General features: G+C 70.6%; 22 protein-coding genes and 1 pseudogene. 15 read left to right on the top strand and 8 right to left on the bottom strand.

What is annotated here, in order from left to right; genetic code table 11:
• Nucleotides 1-199: 199 nt before the first annotated feature.
• Nucleotides 200-631: pseudogene (locus G3I71_RS04990) on the bottom strand (aminotransferase class I/II-fold pyridoxal phosphate-dependent enzyme); the annotation flags it as partial.
• A 179-nt stretch (nt 632-810) separates the two neighbouring features.
• Here G3I71_RS04990 and G3I71_RS04985 point away from each other — a divergent pair.
• Both G3I71_RS04985 and G3I71_RS04980 read left to right on the top strand, forming a co-directional pair.
• Complete coding sequence (locus G3I71_RS04985) at nt 811-1,365, top strand: Uma2 family endonuclease (RefSeq protein ID WP_164312669.1); 555 nt, start codon at nt 811-813, stop codon at nt 1,363-1,365.
• A 428-nt stretch (nt 1,366-1,793) separates the two neighbouring features.
• Complete coding sequence (locus tag G3I71_RS04980) at nt 1,794-2,540, top strand: UPF0158 family protein (protein ID WP_343242851.1); 747 nt, start codon at nt 1,794-1,796, stop codon at nt 2,538-2,540.
• Nucleotides 2,541-2,761: 221 nt separating this feature from the next.
• Here G3I71_RS04980 and G3I71_RS04975 read toward each other — a convergent pair whose 3' ends face one another.
• From G3I71_RS04975 to G3I71_RS04965, 3 genes are all read right to left on the bottom strand, one after another.
• Nucleotides 2,762-3,952, bottom strand: a complete 1,191-nt coding sequence (locus tag G3I71_RS04975; protein ID WP_164312668.1) for a pyridoxal phosphate-dependent aminotransferase — start codon at nt 3,950-3,952, stop codon at nt 2,762-2,764.
• A gap of 1,347 nt (nt 3,953-5,299) precedes the next feature.
• Nucleotides 5,300-5,857, bottom strand: coding sequence for an ATP-binding protein (locus G3I71_RS04970; protein WP_343242850.1), 558 nt, complete (start codon nt 5,855-5,857; stop codon nt 5,300-5,302).
• Nucleotides 5,854-6,615 (bottom strand): GntR family transcriptional regulator, encoded by a 762-nt coding sequence (locus tag G3I71_RS04965; RefSeq protein WP_164312666.1) that lies wholly within the window; start codon nt 6,613-6,615, stop codon nt 5,854-5,856. The genes G3I71_RS04970 and G3I71_RS04965 overlap by 4 nt, the downstream gene beginning before the upstream one ends.
• 210 nt (nt 6,616-6,825) lie before the next feature.
• Between G3I71_RS04965 and G3I71_RS04960 the strand changes: the two genes are divergently transcribed.
• From G3I71_RS04960 to G3I71_RS04900, 13 genes are all read left to right on the top strand, one after another.
• Nucleotides 6,826-7,722 (top strand): RNA polymerase sigma factor, encoded by an 897-nt coding sequence (locus G3I71_RS04960; protein ID WP_164312665.1) that lies wholly within the window; start codon nt 6,826-6,828, stop codon nt 7,720-7,722.
• Nucleotides 7,719-7,865 carry a hypothetical protein gene (locus G3I71_RS04955; RefSeq protein WP_164312664.1) on the top strand — a complete coding sequence of 49 codons (147 nt, stop codon included), beginning with the start codon at nt 7,719-7,721 and terminating at the stop codon, nt 7,863-7,865. The genes G3I71_RS04960 and G3I71_RS04955 overlap by 4 nt, the downstream gene beginning before the upstream one ends.
• The gene (locus G3I71_RS04950) at nt 7,862-8,410 is read left to right on the top strand and encodes an HNH endonuclease (protein WP_164312663.1); all 549 of its coding nucleotides are present in this window, start codon (nt 7,862-7,864) and stop codon (nt 8,408-8,410) included. Before G3I71_RS04955 ends, G3I71_RS04950 begins: the two co-directional genes overlap by 4 nt.
• Nucleotides 8,407-10,035, top strand: a complete 1,629-nt coding sequence (locus G3I71_RS04945; RefSeq protein ID WP_239148894.1) for an ATP-binding protein — start codon at nt 8,407-8,409, stop codon at nt 10,033-10,035. The genes G3I71_RS04950 and G3I71_RS04945 overlap by 4 nt, the downstream gene beginning before the upstream one ends.
• Before the next feature lie 250 nt (nt 10,036-10,285).
• A complete protein-coding gene (locus G3I71_RS04940; protein ID WP_164312662.1) occupies nt 10,286-10,528 on the top strand; it encodes an AlpA family transcriptional regulator in 243 nt (80 codons plus the stop codon).
• 772 nt (nt 10,529-11,300) lie between these two features.
• Nucleotides 11,301-12,566, top strand: coding sequence for a site-specific integrase (locus tag G3I71_RS04935; protein WP_164312661.1), 1,266 nt, complete (start codon nt 11,301-11,303; stop codon nt 12,564-12,566).
• A gap of 921 nt (nt 12,567-13,487) precedes the next feature.
• Nucleotides 13,488-14,006, top strand: coding sequence for a DUF2617 family protein (locus G3I71_RS04930; RefSeq protein ID WP_164312660.1), 519 nt, complete (start codon nt 13,488-13,490; stop codon nt 14,004-14,006).
• Nucleotides 14,007-14,193: 187 nt separating this feature from the next.
• Nucleotides 14,194-15,822 (top strand): polyamine aminopropyltransferase, encoded by a 1,629-nt coding sequence (locus G3I71_RS04925; RefSeq protein ID WP_164312659.1) that lies wholly within the window; start codon nt 14,194-14,196, stop codon nt 15,820-15,822.
• Nucleotides 15,823-15,951: 129 nt separating this feature from the next.
• Complete coding sequence (locus G3I71_RS04920) at nt 15,952-16,854, top strand: carbon monoxide dehydrogenase subunit G (protein WP_203729299.1); 903 nt, start codon at nt 15,952-15,954, stop codon at nt 16,852-16,854.
• A 93-nt stretch (nt 16,855-16,947) separates the two neighbouring features.
• On the top strand, nt 16,948-17,748 hold the full coding sequence (locus G3I71_RS04915; protein WP_164312658.1) for an aldose 1-epimerase: 801 nt from the start codon (nt 16,948-16,950) through the stop codon (nt 17,746-17,748).
• Nucleotides 17,749-17,771: 23 nt separating this feature from the next.
• Nucleotides 17,772-18,353 (top strand): orotate phosphoribosyltransferase, encoded by a 582-nt coding sequence (pyrE, locus tag G3I71_RS04910; RefSeq protein WP_164312657.1) that lies wholly within the window; start codon nt 17,772-17,774, stop codon nt 18,351-18,353.
• A 222-nt stretch (nt 18,354-18,575) separates the two neighbouring features.
• Nucleotides 18,576-19,607, top strand: a complete 1,032-nt coding sequence (gene fbaA / locus G3I71_RS04905; RefSeq protein WP_164312656.1) for a class II fructose-bisphosphate aldolase — start codon at nt 18,576-18,578, stop codon at nt 19,605-19,607.
• 72 nt (nt 19,608-19,679) lie between these two features.
• A complete protein-coding gene (locus G3I71_RS04900) occupies nt 19,680-21,188 on the top strand; it encodes an MFS transporter (protein WP_164312655.1) in 1,509 nt (502 codons plus the stop codon).
• Nucleotides 21,189-21,365: 177 nt separating this feature from the next.
• Here the strand turns inward: G3I71_RS04900 and G3I71_RS04895 are convergent, their stop codons facing one another.
• The 4 genes from G3I71_RS04895 to G3I71_RS04880 form a co-directional block, all read right to left on the bottom strand.
• Nucleotides 21,366-21,785 (bottom strand): DUF3151 domain-containing protein, encoded by a 420-nt coding sequence (locus G3I71_RS04895; protein WP_164312654.1) that lies wholly within the window; start codon nt 21,783-21,785, stop codon nt 21,366-21,368.
• Between the two features lie 125 nt (nt 21,786-21,910).
• Nucleotides 21,911-24,148, bottom strand: coding sequence for a bifunctional serine/threonine-protein kinase/ABC transporter substrate-binding protein (locus G3I71_RS04890; RefSeq protein ID WP_164312653.1), 2,238 nt, complete (start codon nt 24,146-24,148; stop codon nt 21,911-21,913).
• A complete protein-coding gene (locus G3I71_RS04885; RefSeq protein ID WP_164312652.1) occupies nt 24,148-26,379 on the bottom strand; it encodes an ABC transporter substrate-binding protein in 2,232 nt (743 codons plus the stop codon). The genes G3I71_RS04890 and G3I71_RS04885 overlap by 1 nt, the downstream gene beginning before the upstream one ends.
• Nucleotides 26,379-26,990: a hypothetical protein gene (locus G3I71_RS04880; protein ID WP_164312651.1), complete on the bottom strand. Its 612-nt coding sequence runs from the start codon at nt 26,988-26,990 to the stop codon at nt 26,379-26,381. Before G3I71_RS04880 ends, G3I71_RS04885 begins: the two co-directional genes overlap by 1 nt.
• Between the last annotated feature and the right edge of the window lie 7 nt (nt 26,991-26,997).

Here is a 26,997-nt window from a genome sequence, read left to right as displayed (position 1 = left end):
CACGTCACGGGTCACGCGGCACCCGCTTCGCTCATACCTCGGTCCAGTTCGGCGTCCAGTTCGGCCTGCTCGTGCTCGGCGGGGATACGGACGTTGGCGTCGGGCATGACGCATGCTCCTCTTCACTCACCAGGCGCGGTACGGGTACGTACCCGTACCGCGCGACATCGCTCCAGCCTCCCCCGTACGCCGCTGTCCGCTAACCCCCGAGCATCTTGAGCCGGGTCACCGCCTCCTCCAGCACAGATGTCCGCTTGCAGAACGCGAACCGTACGAAGGGGGCGCCCTCTTCCCGGTGGTCGTAGAAGACCGCGTTAGGGATCGCGACCACGCCCGCCCGTTCCGGCAGGGCACGGCAGAAGGCGAAGCCGTCCGTCTCGCCGAGGGGGCGGATGTCGGTGGTGATGAAGTACGTGCCCGAGGGCCGGAACACTTTGAAGCCTGCCTCCGTGAGCCCTGCGGACAACAGGTCCGGCTTGACCCGCATGTCCTCGCGGAACGCCTCGAAGTACGTGTCCGGGAGCGCCAGTGCCTCCGCCACCGCGTACTGGGACGGGCCGGACGCCACGTACGTCAGGAACTGCTTCGCCGAACGTACGGCCGTGACCAGGTCCGGGGCGGATGTGACCCAGGCGACGCCTTGTTGGCCTACCTATTCCCATGTCGTGCGACAGGCCCCGCTGCGGATCTCCGCCACCGGCGGTGAGCGGGCCGCACAACCTGTCCGGACCGGTCTGCCGGCCGTACCGACGGGCTCGGTGACGCGGCATTGTCCGTCGTATCCTGATCGCACACGGGAAGGAGCCGTCCATGAGCGTCGACGCGATCGTGCACATTGAGTTCCCGAAGGGGTACACGGTCCTGTTCGGGGCCGACGGAAAGGTGATCATGACCCCGCAGAGCGAAGAGCACTCCAGCACCATCAAGTCGATGCAGATCGACACCGCTCACGCTCTCGGCCGTCACGCGAAGGTCACCTCCGACGTCTATATCGACTTCCCCGCCGACGAGAACTCCGCCCCTGACCTGGCCATCCTGCGCGAGGACGCACGCAAGGAAGGCAAGCGCTACAGCTTCGAGGACGTCCTGCTGATCTCCGAGGTCGTCTCGACCTCCTCCGCGCGCAAGGACTACGACGACTGCACCGCGAAGTACGGCCGCTACGGCATCCCCGTCTACCTGGTCGTAGACCCTTACACCCAGGAAGTCGTCCTTCACACCCAGCCGACCGCCACCGGTTACATCGCCGCACACACCCACAAGTACGGCACGGGCAAGCTCCCCATCCCCCTGGCCGACGGCCGCACCTTCACCCTCGACCTCGACGAACTCCCGCGCCCGGATCCCGAGGCGGACGCCCGCTGACGAGGGACTACCCGTCGGCCAGGCCCGTGCCGTCGGCACCGCCGTCGCCGGACGTGGTCGTACGACCTGGGCGCGATCGAGCGTGACCGTGGGATGGCCGATCCGGTGTTCCTCGGCATAGACCTCTCAGATGCCGGTCCCGAGCTGCTCACGGACATGCCGCCGGAGCTCGCGGAGCTGCTGGGCGTCGCGGGGACGAGCTCAGGCAGCTGGCGGCCCGGGCACTGGGTACCCACGGCGCCCGCCTCGGCCGCGTCCGGAAGGCTCGGCGCTCCTCAGGCAAGAGCGGCCGCAAGCGGCGCCGATGACCGGGCAACACCGCCTGGCCCCCAGGCGCCGGGTGCGCCGGCACTGACACGGAGCCGGGCGGAGGGAAACCGATGGGTCCCGGCGTCGTACGTCCTCGGGGGCGCGTTACCGTCGGGGTCGTGGCTGACGGATGGGACAAGGACGGGCTGCGGGCCCTGCGTGGCGTGCTCCACGCGCAGGACGGCGTGGCGCTGCTTGCCGCGTTGCACCGTGGCCCCGCGCGCGAGGTGCTGCAACTGGTCGGCGATGGTGTGGCGGTGGCCGCGGCGCAGGGCCTGCCGGGGGCTGCGGAGATGGCGGCCCTGTTTCTCGGCGCGCTCCAGGAGCGCGGCTTCCGGGGCGATGAGGAGCTGGCGGACCGGTTGCGCGCGGCCACGGGAGACGCGGCGATCCCCCTCCTGCGCCCGCTCGCGGTCGATCTGGAGATGCTCGCCATGCTGCTGGAGGGCGACCCGACCGAGTCCGGTGGCCGGATCGATCTGTCCACCGGGGAGTGCTGGCCTGCGTTCACCGATGAGCTGGGGCCTGGGCCCGGGGTCGAGGAGGACGACGATCCCGAGCGATGGCTGTACGCGCCGGCTCTGGGGTCCCGGGCCGGTTACCGGGACATGGAGCTGTTCATCGAAGAGGTCGAGGACGCCGCCCTTGCCGACAGACTGCGGATCGACCTCGGTGGGCGGGGCGCCTTCCGGCGCTTCAAGGACATGCTCGCTGGTGACGAGCGCTCCTGGAGCCGGTACCACCGGTTCTGCGATGAGCGACAGCGCGGCCGGGCCCGCGCCTGGCTGGCAGAGGAGGGCTACTGCCCGCACATCACCTTCTTCGGAGAGCCCAGCTCGGGTTCGTATCCTTCGGGGCCGGTATGACTCTTTGCTGCCCCTGTCCTGCATGATCCGGGGGCGCTGTCACCGGGCCTGGCGGCGCCGGTTGATCGCTGGTGGAAGCGGTTCCGCCCACAGCCGGGCCGCGCGATACGCCTGCCGATCACCGGTGTCCCGGTCGACCAGGCAGCAGTCGAGTGCGGGTCGCGGCGGCTCGGAGCAACCAGGCCGTGTGGCCGGTACACATGCTGGTACGTCTGTGGCTGTCAGGCGGCCAGCGTCTTGAGTCGGGAGGCCGCCTCCTCCAGCACGCCTGTCCGCTTGCAGAACGCGAAGCGGACAAAGGGTGCGCCCTGCTCACGGTGGTCGTAGAAGACCGCGTTGGGGATCGCGACCACCCCGCAGCGCTCCGGCAGCGCACGGCAGAAGGTGAAACCGTCGCTCTCACCAAGGGGCCGGATGTCGGTGGTGATGAAGTACGTGCCGGCCGGGCGGAAGACCTTGAAGCCCGCCCGCTCCAGGCCGCCCGCGAGCAGGTCCCGTTTGGCCAGCATGTCCGCGCGGAAGTCCGCGAAGTACGAGTCGGGCAGGCGCAGGGCCTCGGCCACGGCGTATTGGAAGGGCCCCGACGCCACGTACGTCAGGAACTGTTTCGCCGAACGTACGGCCGTGACCAGGTCCGGGGTCGATGTGACCCAGCCCACTTTCCATCCGGTGAACGAAAACGTCTTCCCGGCGCTCCCGATAGAGACCGTTCGTTCGCGCATCCCGGGGAAGGAGGCCAGCGGCAGATGGCCGGCGTCGTCGAAGACCAGGTGCTCGTACACCTCGTCGGTGACCACCAGCAGGTCGCGTTCCACGGCGAGCTGTGCGATCGCGGTCAGTTCGTCACGGGTCAGGACGGTGCCTGTCGGGTTGTGCGGAGTGTTGATCAGGAGCAGACGGGTGCGGGGGGTCACCGCCGCCCGAAGTTCGTCCAGGTCCAGGCGGAACGAGCCGTCGTGGGGGCGCAGTGTGACCGGCACGCGGGTGCCGCCCGCCATCGCGATGCACGCCGCGTAGGAGTCGTAGTAGGGCTCCAGGGCGATCACCTCGTCGCCGGGCTCCACCAGGGCCAGCAGGGTCGCCGCGATGGCCTCCGTCGCGCCCGCCGTCACCAGGACCTCGCGGTCGGGGTCGTACGACAGTCCGTACCGGCGCTCCTGGTGCGCCGCGATGGCCGTACGCAGCTCGGGGACGCCCGGACCCGGCGGGTACTGGTTGCCGCGGCCGTCGCGCAGCGCCCGCACGGCCGCCTCGCGGATCTCCTCGGGGCCGTCGGTGTCCGGGAAACCCTGGCCGAGGTTGATCGAGCCGGTGGCGACGGCGAGCGCCGACATCTCGGCGAAGATCGTCGTCCCGAACTCGGCGAGCCGGCGATTGAGGAAGGGGCGTGCGCTGCTGGTCATGGTCGTCATCCTGCGCCGAAGCTCTGGACTTCCTCAACTCACGTCCGGGGGTTGGCGCCTGCGGCGACACCCAACGCACTGCCTCTGACCAGGGGGAGAACGGTCGACAACTGTCGTCGCCTGTCAACGTCGGCCGTTGCCGGACGGCCCACAGACGGCCCGGCGCAGGGCCCCGAAGAGCCGCTAGCGCTAGCGGCAGGGGTCGCTAACGTTAGCGACCCCGCTAGCGACCAAAACCGCAGGTGACCAGCACGTTAGCGGATAGCGAGCTATCTAGGCAGACCCCGGAATCGGGCCGTTAGACGCCGCTCGGCAGGGGCGCCGGCGGATCGCTATCGGGCCGGGCCGTGTCCGGCCGTCGGTCCGTCGTGGGGGAGAGCGAGAAGGAGCGGCCTACGGCCGCACGTCTCTGGGCTCGCCATGCTCGCGCGCCAGCCGTCGCCTGATGCCGGGCCCCGCAGGCGTCTCTCCCTTGGAAGGCGTCTGCGGGCGGCTTTTACCCTCGGAGGGACAGACGGCCCGCCCCGCAGGTAAAAGCCGTCCTGGGTGCCTTCCAAGGGGCAGACGGCAGACGCGGGCAGGCGCCGCCGGGCCCCTCCCGCTCTGTGCCGTTCCCCAAGGCTCTTCAGGAGGGGGCAGACGGCCGTGCGCACCGAGATCCCGCCCCGCTGAAGAGCGCTCTTCCTTCTCTTACTAGAGAGTTTAGGAAAGACAGCGTCCGCAGCGTCCGCCGGGCATCGCTCACCCTGTCTGACCTGCACTGTTCGTGTGGACGCTAAACAAATTGTTTAGCGTCCGCTAGCGTCCGCAGCGTCCGCACACGTTCTGCTACTAAGAGCGCGTTTCAGCAGGTCAGAGCGCCTCTTAGAAGGAGGCGAGTTGCGGACGCTGCGGACGCTGGCCCCCGGAATGACGAAGAGACCACCCCCGCGCGAGTGGTCTCTTCGTCCGTAGCCCACAAGCAAGAGGAGCACCCCGGGCGCGTGGTGCTCCTCTTGCTTGTGGGGGTCACCGCCTGTCCACGGGCACGGCCACACAGCGCGACGGCGCCCAGCTCGATACGGCGGCCGTCGCGCGCGAGCGCAGCGAGCTGCCAAGGATCGCGCGGCCGTAGGGCGCACCTTCTATCACCCTCCGTAGCGGCAACAGGCGGCCGGGCCGGTGCTAGGCCTAGCAGGTCGCCCTGCTAGGCCTAGCACCGCCACTAGCGGCCAACACTGGTTCTGATCAGCCTCCTAGCATCTAGCAGCCCACGTACGAAGGGCCCCGGTTCCACCCTGGAACCGAGGCCCCGGACGGGGCGAACCGTCGCTAGACGAGCGCCCCAATTAGCTACCTAGTGTTACTGCGGCAGGGTCAGGGACGGCGCGTTGCATCTTCCTTCAGTGCCTTCAGTACCGAATCAGGGTCACCGTTGTAGACAAGGTGGGGCTCATCCGGCTCGGGAGGCAGGAACCGGGTCTGATACCGGATCAGGTCGCTTTCGGAGAAGTAGATCGAGTTCGGGTCGGCCTCATGCCGCGCGTTCCGCGTATTCACACGCGTCCAGAGCTCTTCGTGGCTCGCCTCTAGGTAGACCAACATGGAGGTTGCCCCGGCATCGGTTGCGATCGACCGCCATCGCTCGCGCTCTTCCGGCGTCCAGAATCCGTGGTCGACCACCACATCGCGCCCGGCACGGAGTTGCTCTCGGAGTTCGGCGGAGATCTCTTCGAGGACCGGACGTTCAAGGGTCGGAAACGTGCCCCGGGGGAAGTCGACCCCGTACACACCATGCCGCCGATACATCTCTTCGTCAGGGCACAATCTGACGAAGCCATGAGCTGTAAGCGCGCGGGACAGTGTCGTTTTACCCGAGCCGGGCAGTCCTGCCATCAGAACGCAGAACGGCCGGCGGGTGTTGGCGGCCGTCACTGAGAGACTTCCGATTCCGTTCGCCACGCACGGCCGGGGCCCCCAAGGTCGACGCCGTACTCAACGACGTTGCCCTCGCTGTCGACGAACTTCGCCGTCATCACGACCACCGGCTCCATCGGTAGCCTCGCGGTGTCCAGCTCCAAAAGCTCCGCATCCTCCGGGGTCAGCAGGCGTGCCGACGCGGTGTCGATCCGGTGGCTGATCGGTCGACCGGTGGCCTGAGCGATGAGCTGTAGCGAGGTTGCTCCAGCGGCGAGGCGCTCGCTCTTCGCCAACTCTGGGATCAACTTCCCGTACCGGGTGGGAATCCACGATGTCGAGTGCGCCACGATGCCGTGCCGGTCGCGATATACGCGACTTCGCCTGATCACATCCGAGCCCGGCTTGATGTCCAGTGCTTGGGCCACGTCAGCGGGTGCCGACGCTACGGATGCATGGTGTGAGTCGGACCGTTCGCCAGACCCCCAACTAGAGCCGGTACGGCGCCCTCGGTCCTGGCGCTGAGATCCTGAGGACATCGGTGCGGGATGGTCCAGCACCTCTGTCCCGATTCCGTGAATCCCCCGGACAAGCCCATCGTTGCGCAGCTTCCGCAACGCCTTTTCGGCGGTCGCAGTACTGACCTTCCACTCCTCCGAGACGTTCTTGATGCTCGGCAAGAGTGAGCCCGGCCTCAGTTCTCCGGACGTGATCAGTTCCGCGTAGTGGGCGGCAATCTGCGCGTATGGCGCTCGATTGACGGCCTGATCCGACATCTCGTCAGCTCCCTTGTCTCAGTGGGTCACTTCCCTAGCATACCGCTTGACACCCTAGGGTTCCCTAGGGAACCCTAGGGGTGTGTTCACGGTCGACCCCATCGATCGGAACTGCAAGAAAAGTCCTGGTGAACGCCAGGAAAAAGCAGGGAGCGGCGCCCAAACCGCCAAGTAAAGCCGCCGCTCCCAGACCCTCGAAGGGGTACCTCCATGATGCCTGGAACCATCGCAGAAGGTAGTGCCGACCAGGTCGGGGCCCGGGGCAAGGGCCCCGGTGGGCGCCGTCTGAAGTGGGGCGAGATGATCCCGCTGGCGCCTGAGGAGTCGGAGCGGCTGGGGGAGCTGTTCGCGCAGTTCAACCACCTGATGGTGCCCTACGCCCGGCGCAAGCTGATGACGTGGCGGGGCTTGTCCATTGCGCGGGCCGGGGCGCTCGCTGAGGACATCGCGCAAGAGGCGTGGGTGCGGGTTGCCCGCACCAAGGATGTCCTCCAGCCGGGTCTGACGCGGGATCAGCTTCACGCCATGCTGTTCCGGACTGTGCAGCAACGCATCACCGAGTACTTCGCCGTGCCGATGGCGGCTGAGGAGCCGATGGCCGGGGAGGACGCGGCGGACTGCCAGACGCTGTGCCTGTTCATGACGGACCAGTGCGCGATGGCGGAACTCCCCACGCACCTGCGCCGGATGGTTGCGAAGCTGCCGGACAAGGAGCGCGAGGCTCTGATGCTGGCGCTGGATGGCACGTCCGCTGAGCCGATCGGCGAACACGTCGGGTGCAACAAGAAGACCGCCTTGCGGTTGCTCAAGGCGGCCGTCCTCATGCTCAAGGTGTCGAACCCTGTGCTGACCGGTGGTCCTGTGGACCCGATGTCACTGCCGCTCTGGCAGCGTGAGGCACTTGGCGGGATGGACCTGGTACGGCGCACGGTCCTGCTGCGCCTGGATGACGAGGTGCGGTCGGTCCTGCTGCTCTTGGAGCAGGGTGTGACGTGCGTCGATGCTTCCAAGCGGCTCAGCGTGCCCATTGACCGGGTCAAGGCGGTGTCGCGCTGCCTGCCGCACCTGCGCAGCCTGACCGCCGATGACCTGGCGGTGGCGGCATGAGCGCCGACCCGAACTTCCAGGACCGGATGTTCCTGGAGAGCGAGGCCATCTATCAGCGCATTCTCGACGCACAGGTTGCCGACGCCCAGGCTGAACTGATGGCCGCTCAGCTCCGTGCCTCACAGGAGAACGAGCAGGCATGAGCCACGGACGTCCCCTCAACTCGACACGGCGGCGCGTGCGCAAGGAACAGCTCGCGCGCCGTCACGGGCGGCGCTGCGCGTACTGCCGTCGCCCGTTCGCCACCCTGCGTGAGGCGACCCTCGACCACATCGCGCCGCAGTCGCTGTGGCGTACGTGGTCGGTCACCGCGCTCATGCTCGCGTGCGGCGACTGCAACCAGGCCAAGGCCGACCGGCTGCCGCTCTCGCTCGCCCTGTTTCTGCTGCGGTGGGCCGACCCGACCGCGCCGGTCGTCGGCCCCGACCTGTGGCCGGTGCTGGCCCGACTCGCCGCCGCCAACCAGCCGACCTACGCGGCCGTCTGGTCGCCCGACCCGATCGACCGTCGGTCTACCCCTGACCTGCGTGACGAGCCGCGTCACACCCGACGTCACAGCGCCGTACGAGGGGCCCGACCGGCCTGCCGCACGGCCGATCGTCGGCCCTCGATCCGACCCGACTGCCTGCGTGCGCCCCGCCCGGTGCGGGTGTGCGCGGGCCCGACTGGAGAGGCGGTGTTCGCGTGACAGCGACCCGATCCGACCGGCCCATCAACGGGCACGCTCACCCCGGCAAGAGTCGGGCGGTGGTGGACCCGACTCGATCGACCGGCCGCCGACCCGACCATGGCTCCGACGATGCGGGCAAGCCGCCACCGGCCGCCGCGCGGATCGTGGCCATGGCACGCGAGGAATACACGTTCGTCATGTCCTCCGACGGCCGCCCCTACGCGGTCGCCCTGGACGGCCCGAACCTCGCACTCCCGCTACGCGGCCGGGCCGGACTCAGGCAGCGTCTCGCCCGCCGGTTCGCGGACTCCTACCCCGGAGAGGTCGCCTCACAGTCCGCGCTGGCCGATGCCATGACGGTCATGGAGGGCATCGCGGAGGACGGCGACCCGGTGGCCGTGCACCTGCGGGTGGGGCGCGCTCCCGCCGGCGCAATCGTGGTCGACCTCGGTACCGCCGACGGCCGCGCGGTCGAGGTCGCCCCGACCGGCTGGAACGTCGTCGACCGGTCCCCGGTGCTCTTCCGCCGATCCGGCGCCATGGCCCCGATGCCCCCGCCCGTGCTGGACGGTGACGGGCTGGCCAAGCTGTACGCCCTGTTGAACATGGACGAATCCGCGTTCCATCAGCTCGTTGCGTGGCTGGTCGCGGCCTGGATTCCCGACATCCCGCACCCGATCCTCACCTGCAAGGGAGAGCAGGGTACGGGCAAGTCCAAGGCAGCGCAGATGTTCATCAACCTCATCGACCCGTCCCCGGCCGCCAAGCGCAGCCAGCCCCGCGACCCCCAGGAATGGAACACACAGGCGTTCTCCTCGTGGGCGCTGTGTCTGGACAACGTCTCAACGATCACACCGTGGCTGTCCGACACTCTGTGCAAGGCGGTGACCGGTGACGGGGTCGTCAGCCGCGCCCTGTACACCGATGACGACGTGGTGGTCCTCACCTTCCGGCGGGTGCTGGCCATGACGACGATCGACGCGGGAGCTCTCGCGGGGGACCTCGCCGAACGGCTGCTCATGCTGGACTTGCAGCTCATCGACGCCGAACGGCGCCGCTCGGAAGAGGAGTTGGACGCCACGTTCGCGGCCGTGCGCCCGTCCGTGCTCGGGGCCCTGTTCGACGTGCTGGCGTGCGTGCTCGCGGTGCTGCCGTCGGTGCGGCTGGAGTCCATGCCGCGCATGGCCGACTTCGCCCGGGTGCTGGCGGCCGTCGACCAGACGCAGGGCTGGAACACCCTGGGCGACTACCTGGCCACGTCCGCGAACGTCGCCACCGACGCGTTGGAGGGCGACCCGTTCGCGGTGGCCATCGGCCGCCTGGTCGACCAGGCCGGAACCTGGCAGGGCACCGCCGCGCAGCTCCTCGAAGCCCTCCCGCTGCCCGGCGGCATCCGGCCGCCGAACTGGCCCAAGGACGCCACCCGCGCGAGCGGCAGGGTCAAACGGCTCGCGCCGCTGCTGCGGTCGACCGGGATCACGGTGGACGACACGCAGCGTAGCCGTGACCGACACCGAAACAAGCTCCTCACGCTGGCCCGTGCGGCACCCGAGGACGAGTCAGCGTCCGCACCCGACCAAGGCTCTCTCTGGCCTGAGGGAGGACCGCCGGGGGAGCGCGATACCCCATCTGAACAGCCCTGACGTCACCGGAGACACCGCCGGGCCGGGCCGCACACCAGCGGCCCGGACACGTCGAACCTGCGGACGCTACAGCCGTCCAGCGTCCGCAGCGTCCGCACTAGCGTCCGCACCTCGCACCGCCTCTGAGCTGCCGTAATGCGGCTGTGTGGACGCTGGGGTGCTGCGGACGCTGCGATACCACAACTCTCTAGGACGGCGACCGGCACCACTCCCACGCACCGCACCCCGGACACGAGGAGTAACTACCGTCATGGCCACCACCGAAGAGCCGACCGACCCGCGCGCCACCCTGCGCGGTGGCCTCCCGGACCGCTACCTCACCCCCGAAGACCTGGTCACCATGTTCAGCCTCCCGAGCGTCGAAACCGTCTACCAGTGGCGCCGTAAGCGCATCGGTCCGACCGGCTTCCGCGTCGGCCGCTACCTCCGCTTCAACCCGGCCGCCGTACAGGCGTGGGAGGCGGAACGGACCGCCCTCGAAGACGCTGCCTGAGCCTCGCTTGCGCAAGCGAGGACCGCCGCTTGCGCAAGCGAGGACCGCCGCTTGCGCAAGCGACCCCGCTAGCGACCAAAACCCGCGCTGATCAGCGGCGAAGCAGCAAGCGACCCGTCCGCCGGCGCTCCCGAAACCGGGCCCGTTCCGGCGGGGGAGGCGCCACCCGCCGGACGGGGAGGCGGGGAGGACTCCCCCACCGCCTCCCCACCCCGCATCCCCCGCGCTGATCAGCGCAAACAGCCCTTTGGGGAGGCGGGGAGGCGCCACCCGGAAGCCCCGAAAACAGCCCCTGGAAGCCATCCCGGGGCCCCTGTCTCAGCCTCCCCGCCGGGTGACGAAACCCGTGCCAGCTGCGCCGGGTTTCGTCACCCGACCGGACCCCGGCGAACACCACGAACGGCAGGGAGGAACCGCCCGCCGACACAGGGAGGCAGGGAGGACTCCCTGACCGCCTCCCTGGCCCGCCTCCCTCTGCCTGACCAGCACGGACACCCCCTCAGGGAGGCAGGGAGGCACACCCCCGACACCCCCGAAAAACCCCTTCAGGAAGCCACCGACAGCCCCTGTCTCAGCCTCCCTGAGACACCGCCCGGAGGGTGCTACCGGTAGCGACCCGACCCGCTACCGGTAGCACCCCCGCTAGCAACCCAAACCCCCAGTGATCAGGCCCGTAGCGAGTAGCGGGCACGGCACCGCACACCCCGAAACCGGCCGGACGGCGTCCATCGGACCCCGCCCCGCTCTGCTACCGAGAAGGGACACAGCCCCCATGGCTGGCCATATCCAAGACCGCTGGTACAAGACCGAAACCGACACCAACGGCAAGACCACCCGCGTCAAGAGCGACCGCTACGGGACCGGACTGCGCTACCGCGCTCGGTACGTCGGGCCCGACGGCACCGAGAAGTCCAAGAGCTTCCCCGACGGCAAGAAGCGTCTCGCCGAGAAGTGGCTCAGTGCTGTCGAGACGGACATGACGCGCGGGCAGTACACCGACCCCAAGTCGATGCAGATCACGTTCCGGCAGTACGCAGAGAAGTGGTTGGACACCAGGACTTCCAGCCCGATGAGCCGGAAGGAACTCGGCCGGCGCCTACGGCTGCACGTCTATCCGGTGCTCGGCTCCCGGCCGATCGGGACCTTCCGGCCGGAGCACATCAGGGAGCTTCTCGCCGCGCTGGAAGCGAAGCCGGGCGTGGGCCCTTCCTACGCGCGGAACATCTTCGCGGACGTTCAGGCGGTCCTGTCCGCCGCTGTCGATGACACGCTGCTGTCGCGCAACCCGTGCGGCGCGCAGACCGTACGGCGGCCCAAGCCTGACGCGCATCCGGTGGTCCCGTGGACGCCCGCTCAGGTGTTCGCCGTTCGAGCGGCTCTCTTGGAGCGGTACCGAGCGATGGTCGACGTCGGCGCCGGGTGCGGTCTGCGTCAGGGCGAGGTGTTCGGACTGACGGAGGACGCCATAGACGCCGACGGGCGCACGCTCCATGTGGTCCGGCAGATCAAGCACGTGGAAGGGCACCCGGTGTTCGCCCTCCCCAAGGGCGGCAAGAAGCGGGATGTGCCGCTGCCCGGCTGCGTGGCGGAAGCCCTCCGGGCGCACATGGACGCCTTCAAGCCCGTGGAGATCACGCTTCCGTGGGACGTGCCGGAGGGGAAGAAGGTGTCTGCCCGGCTGATCTTTACGGCTGAGCAAGGGGGCATGGTGTGGCGGAGCAACTTCAACGGCAAGGAGTGGAAGCCCGCTCTCGCGGTCGCGGGCCTTATCCCGCCGGAAGCGGATGAGAACGGCAAGTACGAGTCGGCGCGCGAGCACGGGATGCACGCCCTACGGCACTTCTACGCGTCCGCGTTGCTGGACGCGGGAGAGAACATCAAGGCCGTCAGCGAGTACATGGGACACGCCGACCCGGGGCTGACGCTGCGGGTGTACGCCCACCTGATGCCTGACAGTCTCCAGCGTGCCCGCCGCGCCATCGACATGGTGTTTCAGCGCGTCTCCCAGGAAGATCACGGCCCACAGACGGCCCAGTGAGGTGCGGACGGCCCCTGAACTGGCCTTCCGTGCAGGTCAGGGGTCATTGCCCCAAGAGAACCCTCTGAACTTCCTCAACTCTGCTTTGGCAGGTGAGACAAGCGGGCATCCCCCCGTCACGCAAGACGGCGAGGCGCCCACGGGGGGCCGCCTCGGGGGAACGAAAGGAGGGTGACGTCATGGCCGTAGCCATCATCGCCATTGTCATCCTGACGGGCCTGTTCATCGTGGTGACCGTTGTGAGCACGGCGGTCCGGGCCGCACGGGGGAACGGGCGGCGAGCCCAGGCCGCGCACTACCGGCGCGGGCGGCGGAGCGGGGGAAGGGACAGCTGGTGGGCCGGGGGAGCGGCGGGCTCCAGCAGTTCCGGTGACGCCGGGAGCAGCTCGTCGTGCGGTTCGAGTTCCTCCTGCGGAGGCAGCTCGTCCTGTGGCGGCGGATCGTCCTGCGGGGGAGGCGGGGGCGGATGCGGTGGAGGCAGCTGACACGGGGCAGCTGAGCTCCGGCAGGGGGAACCGTATCCGGACCGCGGGGTGAGCGCCCGCCGGGACGACGTGCTGACACGTCGTCCCGGCGGGCGTTCGTACGACCGCTCGCGGGCGTCCTTCGCACGCTCGGGCGTACGCCGCGCTTGAACAGTTGAGCTGTGAAGCCCTCTGAGGGATGGAAACCCGACGAAGTTGGGTAAAAACGCTGTGACGGCGCCACCGTTCATGATTCCCTCTAAATCACCAACACAGCCCCTCGGACGTCCCCTGCCCCTGGACGTTCCTCATGACTGGGCTGACCGGGCCGATCACCCGGTGTCGACCCGTGTCGACCGGAGCGCGCCGGACCCCCCACCTCGCTCGTTCACACCTTGCTCACCTGTACGTCGCTCACCCACCCTCACCTCCCTTTGCGTGCTAGCGGAGCCGATCCATGCTCACGACCCTGAACACCACCTACACCGACACGCGCGCGGCCGACCTCGCCTGGGCCCTGGGCCGGGAGCCGTTGCCCGCTCTCGCCACCCTCGACCTCGAACTGGCGGACGCGAAACTCCAGTTGAGACTCCTCGGCGCCTCCCACCAGGTCCTTCTGGAGGAGCGACAGGGCATCTGTTCGGAGACGGTCGCGTGCATCCCGGGTTCCAGTACCCCCCTCCCGCTCGGCGTGGCCAAACGCGTCGACGACTGGGAGTACGAGTTCGCGGCGAGAGTCGAGATCCTGTCGCCGGGTTCGTTCGCCGGGCGCGCCCAGGAGCTGCTGGCCCTGGTCGCCGACCATCCCAACGGCCTGGCAGGCGTCTTTCCCGGCAGCCCGCACGCCTTCACCGCGATGCTGGCCCAGCGCCACGAGGGGCAGGTGCACTGGCGGACCTGGCACGCCTATCCGCAGGACGGGCAGCTGGTGGCGACCAGGACACGGGTGGGAGTACGGGTGGCGGCGCCCCTCTGAGCTACGCCACCTGGGCGGCAGCGGCTGCCCAGGTGGCGCCTGTAGGTGCCGGCCTACGGGTGGCTGCGGCCGTCCGAGGGGCGGCCGCCGGGCGGATCCGAGCCCTCACGCCGACTGCCTCCACGTAAACAAAGACCACACGTGTGGGTGACGAAGAGTACCGGGGGTGTGACGTAGCGTTCCCGGCGTGATTGAACCGCACGTGTCGGCCCCGCCGGGCAGTCCCCCGTCCTGGGGCAGCCCCGCGCGGCTGCCCGTCCGGCCCGGCGCCGGTCGGTTCCTGGTCCTCGCCGGGGCCTTCGTCTGTGCGGCCTGCGGACTGGTGTACGAACTGGAACTCGTCGCGCTCGCCTCGTACCTGATCGGCGACTCGGTCACCCAGGCGTCCGTCGTGCTCTCCGTGATGGTGTTCGCGATGGGTATCGGCTCGCTCGCCGCCAAACGCCTGCGCTGCCGCGCCGCGGCCGGCTTCGCCGCGGTCGAGGCGGCACTCGCGCTGGTCGGCGGATGCAGCGCGATGGCCCTGTACGCGGTGTTCGCGTGGACCGGCGACTGGGGCGGCCCGTGGACCAACGGCCCCCGCGTCCTCCTCGTCACCTTCTCCCTCGTCATCGGTCTGCTGATCGGCACCGAGGTGCCGCTGCTCATGGAGCTGATCCAGCGCATCCGCCGCCAGGACGCGGGCGGCGCGGTCGCCGACCTGTTCGCCGCCGACTACGTGGGCGCGCTGGTCGGCGGCCTAGCCTTCCCCTTCCTCCTGCTGCCCTGGCTCGGCCAGCTCACCGGCGCCCTGCTCACCGGCACGGTCAACGCGCTGGTCGGCGGCGCCCTCGTCCTCGGCCTGTTCCGGCGGGACCTCACCCGGCGGGGACGCTGGCTGCTGGTGGTGGCCAACGTGACCGTGATCGGGGTCCTGGCCGCCGCGGCCGTACTCGTCGACGACTTCGAACGCGCCGCCCGGCACGCGATGTACGGCGACGACGTACGCGTGGCGCTGCGGACCGGCGTACAGGAGGTCGTTCTCACGGGCGGCTCGGACGGCCGGCCGCTGAACCTGTTCCTGGACGGCCGGCTGCGGGTCGGCGGGCGTGACGAGCGGCGCTACCACGAGGCGCTCGTCCACCCCGCGATGGACGGCCCGCACGCGCGCGTGCTCGTCCTCGGCGGCGGCGACGGGCTCGCCGTACGGGAGGTGCTGCGCCATCCGGGCGTGCGGCGGGTGGACGTCGTCGAGCTCGACGCGGGCGTGGTGCGGCTGGCGCGCCGGGACCAGGCCCTCGCCGCGCTGAACGCGCACGCGTTCGACGACCCGCGCGTCCATGTCACGACGGCGGACGCCTTCCGGCTGCTGCGCGGTGCGCGGGCCGCGTACGACGTGGTCATCTCGGACCTGCCGGATCCGGGCATCACGGCGAGTACGAAGCTGTACTCGCAGGAGTTCTACGGGCTGGCCCGGCAGGTGCTGACCGACGGCGGCCGGCTGGTCGTGCACGGAGGCCCGGTCTCCGCCCGGCCGCGCGCGTTCTGGACCGTCGAGACGACCATGCGGGCCGCGGGATTCCGGACGGTGCCGTATCGCGTGGCCGGCCCGGACCGTACGGGGTCGGGGGCGGTGCGGGCCCCGCAGGACTGGGGGTTCGTGCTGGCGACGGCCGAGGGGCCCACGCCCCGGCTGCGGGTGGACGGTGCCACCGCGCCCCGGCTGCGGACGCTCACCCAGGCGGGGCTGGCGGCGGACGCGCGGACTGCGGCACGGATGCGGGTGGCGGGGGCGGTGGGGGTGCGGGCTTCGACCTTGGTGCATCCGCGCTACTGAGGGCCGGGGAGGCCGGGTGCCGGGAGGGGGCGGTGGGTGGGGCCGCGTGGGTGCGGATCCTGGGGGATCCCGTGGGAATCCCCGGATGCGCGGGTGCGGTGCGGGTCGTGCTGGGTACCCTCGGGTTCCATGGACCATGAGGTGTTCGTTCCGGTTTTGGCGGAGCGGCTGAGGGACGTGCTCGCCGACCCCGCGCGCATCGCCCGCGCGGTCCCCGGACTCCAGCAGGACGCGGGCAGCGAGCCTGCCGCCGCCGGGGTCGCCGGGCGGCTGAAGGTGCGTGTCGGGGGGCACACGATCACGTATCGGGGGTCCTTGCGGGTCGCTGTCGCGGACGGGCAGGGCAGCGGCCAGGGCGACGGGGAGCACGCGTACGTCGTGGAGGGCGACGCCGTCGAGGTGCGCGGCGGTGGCGCGGTGAAGGTCGCCCTGACGCTGCGGGTCCGGGGGGTCCAGGGCGGAGGCGGGTCCTTGTTGGTGTTCGGGGGCACGGTCACGGCCGACGGGCGAGTGGCCGAGTTTCCCGCGGATGCCGTTGCTGCGGCGGGAGTGCGGTTGCTGCGGCGGTTCGGGGAGGGACTGGGCGAGGTCGCGAGGGAGCCTGAGGCCTCGGAGGATCCAGAGGCGGCGGAGGAGGCTGAGGCGGCGGAGGAGGCTGAGCCGTCCGGGGGGGTCGAGGAGTCGTCGGCGGTTGTGGAGATCCAGGTTTCCGACGCCGAAGTTCCTGAGGTGCCCGAGGTGCCCGACGATCCTGGCGCGCTCGCTGACGACGACCTCGACGAGGGGGAGCACGTCTCCGAGGGGTTCGTGGATCCCGGTGAGCCGCCTGCCGAGGCCGCGCACGCGCGTCGGACGATGATCGGGCGCAGCGCGGAGGAAGTGGACCACGCTCCGCCCCGGGGGCGGTACGCCCCGGTGCCGCCTCCGGAGCAGGTGGCGGGGAACGTGACGTTGCGATGGGCCGCGCCGGCTGCGGCGTTGGTGGTGGCGTCGGTGATCGTGGTGGGGCGGGTGCTGAGGAAGCGGCGCTGATGCGGTGAACCCGTGGCCGGGTGGGAAACCACGGCCCGCGCCGCAGCGGCCTCGGCTGTGAACGCCGGGTGAGGGGCCCGGTAGGGTCGGCCTGTGAGTAACGATGAGATCACGCTGGCCGCGGGTGACGCGGAGGTGACCGTGCAGCCGGGGAACGGCGGCCGGGTCGGAGGGCTGCGCGTCGACGGAGTCGAACTGCTGCGCCAGGGAGAGCGGTTCGGGTGCTTCCCGATGGTTCCCTGGTGCGGACGTACCCGCGACGGCCGGTTCCTCGACGGCGGCACCGTACGCCAACTCCCCCTCAACTCCCCGCCGCACGCCATCCATGGCACCGTCCGCGACGGCGCCTGGCGCGTCGCCCGCACGACCGCAGACGAGGCCGTGATCACGTACGACCTCGTGGAGCCGTGGCCCTACTCCGGGCGCGTCACGCAGGTCGTCGCGCTGACCCCGGACAGCCTCACGCTCACCATGTCCGTGGAGACGTACGCCGATTCCTTCCCGGCGCAGATCGGCTGGCACCCCTGGTTCAACCGGAACCTCGGCGGCGCGGACGCACCGGCGGAGGTGCAGGTCGCCTTCACGCCCGCCTGGCAGGAGGAGCGCGGCGACGACCACCTGCCCACCGGCGAGCGGATCGACCCGAAGCCCGGGCCCTGGGACGACTGCTTCGGCATGCCCGACGGTGTCGACGTCACCCTCACCTGGCCGCAGCGCCTGGAACTGAAGGTGACCAGCCCCGAGAAATGGGTCGTCGTCTACGACGAGCAGGACGCCGCCGTGTGCGTGGAGCCGCAGACCGGCCCGCCCAACGGGCTCAACACCCTGCCGCGTCTCGTCACGCCCATCGAGCCCCTCGAAGCCACGATGACGTGGAGCTGGCGAGCCCTCTGACGACCCCGTCTAGGCTGACTGCCATGAGTGCAGGCATTGATAGCGACAACGACGCAGACGTACGCGGCGCGCTGCTGCGGCAGATCAAGGACAAGGCCGTCGTGCACGGCAAGGTGACCCTGTCGTCGGGTCTCGAGGCCGATTACTACATCGACCTCCGCCTCGTCACCCTCGACGGCCAGGCCGCGCCGCTGGTCGGGCAGGTGCTGCTCGACCTGGCGGCCGAGGCGGGGCTCGAGTTCGACTCCGTGGGCGGGCTGACAATGGGGGCCGACCCGGTCGGCACGGCGATGATGCACGCCGCCGCGGCTCGCGGACAGCGCCTGGACGCGTTCGTCGTGCGCAAGGCGGCCAAGGCGCACGGGATGCAGAAGCGCGTCGAGGGGCCGAGCATCGAGGGACGGCGGGTGCTGGTCGTCGAGGACACCTCCACGACCGGCGACTCGCCTCTCACCGCCGTGGCCGCCGTGCGCGAGGCCGGCGCCGAGGTGGTGGGCGTGGCGACCATCGTCGACCGGGCGACGGGCGCCGCCGAGAAGATCGAGCAGGGCGCCGGGGTGCCGTACCTCTTCGCGTACTCGAAGAGCGACCTGGGCCTGGACTGACCACCTCGGGCCACCGCTCCGAGTACGGCTCCGAGTGCAGCTCCGCGTACAGCTCCGAGTACCGGGCCGGGCATCTGGACGGAAACGTCTGGAAAGATGGGGCCGACGATGACGTCGCTTCCCAGGTCTCGCAACCGGGTCTAGGTCAGGGCCGCAGGTACGCAGTACGCCAGATCTCCAGATCTTCGGATCGCCAACCCGCACATCACGAGGAGCGGACACATGCCCATCGCAACCCCTGAGGTCTACAGCGAAATGCTTGACCGGGCAAAGGCAGGCAAGTTCGCCTACCCGGCCATCAACGTGACCTCGACCCAGACCCTCCACGCCGCCCTGCGCGGCTTCGCGGAGGCGGAGAGCGACGGCATCATCCAGATCTCGACGGGTGGTGCGGAGTTCCTCGGCGGCCAGTACAGCAGGGAAATGGTCACCGGTTCCGTCGCCCTGGCCGAGTTCGCGCACATCGTCGCCGAGAAGTACCCGGTCACGGTCGCCCTGCACACGGACCACTGCCCGAAGGACAAGCTCGACGGGTACGTACGTCCGCTGATCGCGGTCTCCGAGGAGCGCGTGAAGGCCGGCCGCAACCCGCTGTTCCAGTCCCACATGTGGGACGGTTCCGCCGAGACCCTCGCCGACAACCTCTCCATCGCGCAGGAGCTGCTGGCCCGCGCAGCCGCCGCGAAGATCATCCTTGAGGTCGAGATCACGCCGACCGGCGGTGAGGAGGACGGTGTCTCGCACGAGATCAACGACTCCCTCTACACGACCGTCGACGACGCCCTGCGCACGGTCGAGGCTCTCGGCCTCGGCGAGAAGGGCCGCTACCTGCTGGCCGCGTCCTTCGGCAACGTCCACGGCGTGTACAAGCCGGGCAACGTCGTCCTGCGCCCCGACCTCCTCAAGGAGCTGAACGAGGGCGTCGCCGCGAAGTACGGCAAGCCGGCCGGCTCCCAGCCGTTCGACTTCGTCTTCCACGGCGGCTCCGGCTCCTCGGCGGAGGAGATCGCCACCGCGCTGGAGAACGGCGTCGTGAAGATGAACCTCGACACGGACACGCAGTACGCCTTCACGCGTCCCGTCGCCGACCACATGTTCCGCAACTACGACGGCGTCCTGAAGGTCGACGGCGAGGTCGGCTCCAAGTCGACCTACGACCCGCGTACGTGGGGCAAGCTCGCCGAGGCGAGCATGGCCGCGCGTGTCGTCGTGGCCACGCAGGACCTGCGCTCGGCCGGTACGAAGATCAAGTAGTCCGTACGTCCGTACGTTTTTCCGCGAGCCCGGCGGCTGTCTACCGCGCCGGGCTCGCTGTATACCTGGGGCATGTCGGACGTACGCCTCGCCTCGCCCCAGGGCAGGTGGATCCTGCTGACCACCGTCCTCGGCTCCAGCATGGCCCTGCTGGACTCGACGGTCGTGAACGTCGCGCTGCCGCGCATCGGCCGTGACCTCGACGCCGATCTGGCCGCCCTCCAGTGGACGGTCAACGCGTACATGCTGACGCTGGCCGGGCTGATCCTGCTGGGCGGTTCGCTCGGGGACCGGTACGGCCGCCGCAAGGTCTTCGTGGTCGGGGTGGTGTGGTTCGCCGTCGCCTCGCTGCTCTGCGGCCTCGCCCCGAACGCCGGTGTCCTCGTCGCCGCCCGCGCCCTTCAGGGCATCGGCGGCGCGCTCCTCACCCCCGGTTCCCTCGCCATCATCCAGGCGTCCTTCCACCCCGACGACCGGGGCCGCGCGGTCGGCCTGTGGTCCGGCTTCGGGGGCATCGGCGCGGCCGTGGGGCCCTTCCTGGGCGGCTGGCTGGTGGACGGTCCGGGCTGGCGGTGGGTGTTCCTGCTGAACGTCCCGGTGGCGCTGTTCTGCGCCCCCATCGCCGTACGCCACGTCCCCGAGTCCGGCGACGGCCGTACGCGGCACGGGCGCTTCGACGTGCTCGGCGCGGCTCTGGGGGCTTTCGCCCTCGCGATGGTGACGTACGCGCTGATCGAGGCCAGGTCCGGTTCCGCGGTCGTCGTACTCACGGCGGTCGTCGGCCTCGCGGCGGGGGTTGCCTTCGTGTACGTCGAGCGACGGCGCGCCGAGGACGCGATGATGCCGCTCGACATCTTCGCCTCGCGCCAGTTCACGGCCGTCAACCTGGTCACCCTGTGCGTGTACGCGGCCTTCGGAGGCTTCTTCTTCCTCTCCGCGCTCCAGCTGCAGGTGGTGGCCGGTTACTCGGCCCTGGGCGCCGGTACGGCCCTGCTGCCGACCACCGCCCTGATGCTGGTGCTGTCGGCGCGCTCGGGCGAGCTCGCGGAGCGGATCGGGCCGCGCGTGCCGCTGACGGTCGGGCCGCTGCTGTGTGCGGCGGGAATGCTGCTGATGCTGCGGGTGGGCGCCGGGGCGTCGTACGTCGCCGATGTGCTGCCCGCCGTGCTGGTGCTCGGGATGGGCATGGTGACGCTGGTCGCGCCGCTCACGGCGAGCGTGCTGGCGTCGGTGGGGACGGAGCGGGCGGGGCTGGCGAGCGGGGTCAACAACGCGGCGGCGCGGGCGGCCGGGCTGGTGGCGGTCGCGGCGTTGCCGCTGGTGACCGGGATGGGGGCGGAGGCGTACCGGTCCGGCGCGCTGTTCGACGCGGCGTTCCGGCGGGCGATGGTGGTGTGTGCGGGGGTTCTGGTGGTGGGGTCGGTGCTGGCGTTCGCGAGGGTGCGGAGGCCGGAGGCGGGGTGCCTGCATCCGGAGTGCCGTACGCACGGGTGGGTGACGGCTCCGCCGCTGGAAGGGGTGCGTGCGGGGGAGGGTGACCGTCCTCTGGGTGCTGCGCCCCCGGACCCCCCTTCGCGCTGAACGCGCTCGCCCTCGAACTCCCCCAGAGGGGGGACCCCCAGACGGGCTGAAAACGCCGGACTGGAGCCGTGACCCTTCGCGAAGACCTGCTCGGCGGTCCGCCTTGCCCCGCCGACGTCGCCGCGATGGACCCGCCCTTCTCGCCCGCCCGGGGCACAGACGTCTGAGCTGCGGTAACTACCGCTTCAGCTCGGTGTACGCCTCGGCACTGCTGTCCTTGAGGAACTGCCAGCAGCGCGCTGCCTCTTCGACTTCGCCGATGGAGTCGGCCGCGCGGGCGAGGGCGGCCAGGCAGCGCAGGAAGCCGCGGTTGGCCTGGTGGCTGAAGGGGATGGGCCCATGTCCCTTCCATCCCGAGCGGCGCAGCGCGTCGAGCCCCCGGTGGTATCCGGTGCGGGCGTACGCGTAGGACTCCACGGTCCGGCCGGCCTCGAAGGCGTCCTCGGCGAGCATGGCCCAGGCGAGCGAGAAGGTGGGGTGGGCGGCCGCGACCTCGGCGGGTGAGGCGGATTCCTCTGCCAGCATCCGGTACGCCTCGGTGTTCTCCGGCAGGTGGGTGGGGGGCGGTCCGCCGAGCAGGTTCTCGTGAAGGTTCATGCCCGCAGTCTGTCAGTTGTCCCTTGGCTCATGCCCCTTGCCCTTGGCTCTTGCTGCTTGCCTCGTGGCTCTGTCGGCGCTGTGGATTCTGTCGGTTCGTGCACCCCCAAGCCTGTGTTCCCCGCTCAGGAGACCGCCGCCTCCTGGTACTGCCCCAGGTACCGGAACGCGCCGTCGGCGGCCTGGAACTCGAACATGGCGTCGTGGTTGTAGCCGTATCCCTTCTCGTACCTGATGGTCCGACTGATGCCGGAGTACGTGATCTCGGGCATCCGGCGGGCGATGGCACCCCGCTCCGTCACCGCCGAACCGTCCTTGGTGCAGGCTGCCGCCAGGAACATCACGGCGTCGTAGGCCTCCGCCGCGTACCAGCCGGGGCCGGTGCCGAAGCGGGCGCGGTAGGCCGCGGTGAAGACGCGGGCGGCGGGGCGGGCCGTCGGGTCGGTGAAGGACGTGGCGAAGACCCAGCCGCTCGCGGCGGTTTTGGCGGAGCGGAGGAACTGTGGGTCGAAGGCCCGTTCCGTCGCCATCCGGGTGCCGGTGAACCCGGCGGTGCTCAGTGCCGACGCGAGTCCCGCGGCCCGTGCCGCGTCGCCGGTGAACACGACCGCGTCGGCGCGGGCGGACACCACCTGGGCGGCGAGCGACGCGTAGTCGATCTTTCCGGCGGCGACAGTGGTCACCGTGGAGTCCCGGTTGGCCTGCCGCAGTGCCCGCCCGGTCTGGTCGCACAGGGTCCAGGCGAAGTCGCCCTGCGCCCGGTCGTCCACGAGGAACGCCTGACGGGAGTCGACGTGGTTGCTGAGGTAGCGGACGCAGGGGGCGGCGAGGAGCTGGTCCGTGACGCGCAGTGCCGCATGGGTGGGGAACAGTTTGGCGCCGACCGGCCTGGACTGTGTGTCGGCGCCCACCGAGACGGACACGACGGGCATCACCGCCTTGGTGTAGGTCATCTCGGTCGCGAGGAAGCAGGCGTCCGTGGTGGGTCCCAGTACGGCGCGTACGGCGGTGTCCTTCGTCAGTCGGCCGGCCAGTTCACCGGCCCGTTTCGGGTCGCCGCCGTCGTCGTACGTCGGCAGCTTCAGCCGGAAGGGGTGGCCGCCCTTGGCGTTGATCTGCTCCACGGCCAGCCGGGCCCCATTGAGCTGGGCGTTCCCGCGCACCTTCTGGGCCCCGGTCAGGTCGCCGTGGAACGCCACGACCAGCTCGGGGCGCGGGCGACCGGTCCCGGTCCCGGACGGCGTGGCCGCCCCCTTCTCCGGGCGGGTGTTCCACCACCAGGCGCCGCCGCCCGCCGCCAGGACGCCCGCCGTCGAGCCGAGGCGCAGGAAGCCGCGGCGGTCGACGGCGGGAGGGGTGGGCCGGGTGGCGGTGACGGCCGTCAGGGTCGCGGCCTCCGGTGACACCGTGCTCGCCGACGCTGACGACGACGCTGACGACGCGGACACCTGGGTCGGCTCGATCGTGCCGATGGTGAGCACGGCGGCGGACCGGTCGTTGATCAGTCGGGTGACCGGCGCGGACAGCCAGCCCGACCGCTGGGCGGAGTCGGGCTCCGTTCCTTCCGTGAGTGCCTCACGGAGTGCGGCGAGGGAGGGCCGGGCGGGCGGATCCTTGTGCAGGCACGCCCTCACCAGGGGCGTCAGGTCGTCCGGGATCGCCGTCGGATCCGGTTCGTCGTAGACGGTGCGCAGCAGCATGCCGGCGGCCCCTCCGCCGCCGAACGGCCGTACGCCGGTCGCGGCGAACGCCAGCACACACCCCAGCGAGAACACATCGCTGGGCGGGCCGATCTCCCCACCCCTCGCCTGCGCCTGCTCGGGCGACAGGAAGCCGGGCGAGCCGACGATCACGCCGCTGGAGGTGAGCGCGGTGGCCTCCGGCGCGCGGGCGATCCCGAAGTCGATGAGCCGTGGCCCGTCCGGTGCCAGCAGGACGTTGCCCGGCTTCACATCGCGGTGCACGAGACCGGCCCCGTGCACCGACTCCAGCGCCTCGGCGAGCCGCAGGCCCAGCACCCGCACGGAAGCCGGCGACAGCGGTCCGAAGGCGTCCACCGTCTCGGCGAGCGAGGGTCCCGGTATGTACGAGGTCGCCAGCCACGGAGTCTCCGCGTCGGCGTCCGCGTCCAGCAACGGGACCACCCACCGGCTGTCCACCTGCCGGGCGGCCTCGATCTCACGGCGGAAACGGGCCCGGAAGCCCGCCTCATCGGCGTACGAGGACCGCACCACCTTCACCGCGGCGATCGCACCACTGGGCGCACGGGCCAGGAAGACCACCCCCATGCCGCCGGCGCCCAGTCGCCTCAGCAGACGGTAGCGGCCCAGCCGGGACGGGTCGCCGGTGCGCAGCGGCTCCATCAGACGGTGAGCGGAGCGGGGCCGCCGTACACGAAGTCGCCCTGCTCGACCCGCCAGAGGAAGCCGCCGGTGCCGTCGATGACCATCATGCCGGTGGCCTGGAAGGCGAACGACTTCGTGATGCCCTCGTACTTCCCCGCCCGCACGGCCGCGAGCAGCTTCTCCCGGGTACGGTCCTTCGACGGCAGGCCGGCCAGGGCCTTCAACAGCATCCCGGTCACGTCGTACGCCTCCGCCGCGTACCGGGGCGGCGCCTCCTTCCAGCGCTCGCGGTAGGCCGCGGCGAACTTCTGTGCCTCGGGCTTCCGGGTCGCGTCGATGACCGGAGCCACCAGGGCCCAGCCCTCGGCCGCCTCCTGAGCCTCCGTCAGGAACCGCCCGTCGAGCAGCGCGGGACCGGACACGCGTGCACCCTTGAAGGCGCGTTCGCGCAGCGTCTCGGCGATCAACGCCCCCCGGTCGGCCAGACCGGCGAAGAACACGGAGTCGGCGCCGGCGGAGAGCATGGAGTCCACCGTGCTGCCGAAGTCGCGGTGCATCGCGCTGACCACTTCCGGAACCAACGGCTGCTGCACGTTGTTGAGCGCGGTGCTGAGGGAACTGGCCAGGGCCGAACCGTAGTTGCCGGCCGGGCGGTCGAGGACGATGCCGACCTTGCGTGAACGGGCCGTCCCGCGCAGATAGTTGCTGACGTAGACGGGAAGCACCGAGTCGGGCAGCCGTCCGAGCAGGAACGAGCGGAACCCCTGGAGGACGAGGCTGATCCCGCCGGGGGACACGGCGACGACCGGCAGCAGCCCGGCGTCGTACTTCGCGAGCGCCGTCTGCGCCGTGGCGTCGGTGGTCGGGCCGACCACGGCGAGGACCGCCGGATCGTCGGTGAGTTCCGTGGCGAGCCGGGCCGAGGTCGTCGGATCGCCCGCGTCGTCGACGACCTTGACCTTCACGGTGAACGGGGCGTCGGCGCGCGCGTTGAACTCCGCGACGGCCAGCCGCAGTCCGCGCTCCTGGGCCTTGCCCGTCTCCCGCTGTGGGCCGGTGAGGTCACCGTGCAGCGCGACGGTGTGCACCGGGCGCCGAGGAGACGTGGCGGCGGCAGGGCTGTCGTCTCCCGAGTCGTTGTCCCGGGCGACCGCCCACCAGGTCCCGCCCGCGCCCGCCGCCAGCACCACGGCGCCACCGGCGAGCAGGAGGAAACGGCGCCGGCCGGCCGGGCCGGCGTCCTGTGGCTCCGGCGACCCGGACGTCTCGCGTGTGTCGGGCTCCGCGGGCCCGGAATCCGGCGGCGCGTCGGACGGCGCCAGCGTGTGCTCGATGTCCGGCAGCGCGAGCGCGGCGGCCGATCGCTCCGCGATCAGCCGGGTGACCGGTTCGGGAAGCCACTCGGACGCCTCCGCGTCCTCCGCGTCCTGCGCGTCGCTGTCGGAGGCCAGCTCCCGCACCAGTTCCTGGGCGTCCGGCCGCCGGGCCGGATCCTTCTCCAGACAGCGGCCCAGCACCTCAAGCAGCCCCTCCGGCACCCCGTCGAGGTCCGCCGGATCGTGCACCGCCCGGTACAGCAGGGCGTCGACCGCTCCGCTGCCGAACGGCGCCCGGCCGGTCGCCGCGTACACCAGGACACACCCGAGGGAGAACACGTCGCTCGCCGGCCCGATACCGCCGTCCGCACCGCGTCCCTCGGCCTGCTCGGGCGACAGATAGCCGGGCGTGCCGACCACCATCCCGGTCGCCGTGAGTGTCGTGTCCTCCGGTGCCCGGGCTATGCCGAAGTCGATCAGCCGAGGCCCGTCGTGGGCGATCAGCACGTTGCCCGGCTTCAGATCCCGGTGGACCAGCCCGGCCCGGTGCACCTGGCTCAGCGCCTCGGCCAGCCGGCCGCCGAGCAGCCGCAGCCCGTGCTCCGCCAGGGGCCCGTACGCGCCCACCGCCTCGCCCAGGGACGGACCGGGTACGAACGTGGTCGCCAGCCACGGTGCCTCCGCGTCCGCGTCGGCGTCCACCAGCGGCACCGACCAGGGGCTGTCGACCTGCCGGGCGACCTCGACCTCGCGGCGGAACCGTTCCTTGAAGCCCGGCTCCTCGGCGTACTCGGCGAGCAGCACCTTCAGCGCCACCAGGGAGCCACCCGGCGTGCGCGCCAGGTACACCACGCCCATGCCTCCGGCGCCGAGCCGCCCGAGCAGGCGATGGTCCGCGATACGCGCGGGATCGGACGAACGCAGCGGCTCCATCAGTTCTTCCCCCCGAGCTCGGACTTCACGCGGTCGAGCATCGTGACGAGGGCTTGCGACGCGTACTGGGACAACTCGTCGTCCGAGTGGCCCTTGGCGCCCTTCACCGACACGGTCACGACCACCGTGCCGAGCCGGGCGACCTGCCAGCGATATGTCTGCTCGCTGTTCCCGGTGAGGTATTTGCCTATCTCGACGACCGCGTCGTCCGCGTAGGTGTTGCCGCCCTGGCCGTACGGATTGCCGACCGAGATGAGCCCGGATATCCGTTCATCGGTACGGACCTGCTGTTCCTGGCAGCGCAACGGCTCCTCCAGCGTGGTGGACAACTGGTCGTCGGCGTCGAGCACTGTGGCGTGCACGGTGACCGCCGCGGTCACCCTGACCTCGCCCTTGGCTCCGCTGCCGGGAATCTCGCTGTAGAGGGACCGCGAGGCCAGGACACCCTTGGGGAGAGCCCGGCGTTCCCACCGGCACTGTTCGCCGAGCACGGCGACGGTGCCGGGGGTACTCGCGGCCGGCTGCTGAGCCCGGAAGTCCGCGCCCCACGCCGCCGGTTGCAGCGCGACAGCCATCGCCAGCTTCTCGGCCTGCTGCTTCGTCCGGGGCACCTGGGCG

It is taken from the genome of Streptomyces sp. SID12501 (genome assembly GCF_010550245.1).
Taxonomy (GTDB): Bacteria; Actinomycetota; Actinomycetes; order Streptomycetales; family Streptomycetaceae; genus Streptomyces.
This window is presented reverse-complemented; position numbering and strand designations above follow the sequence as displayed.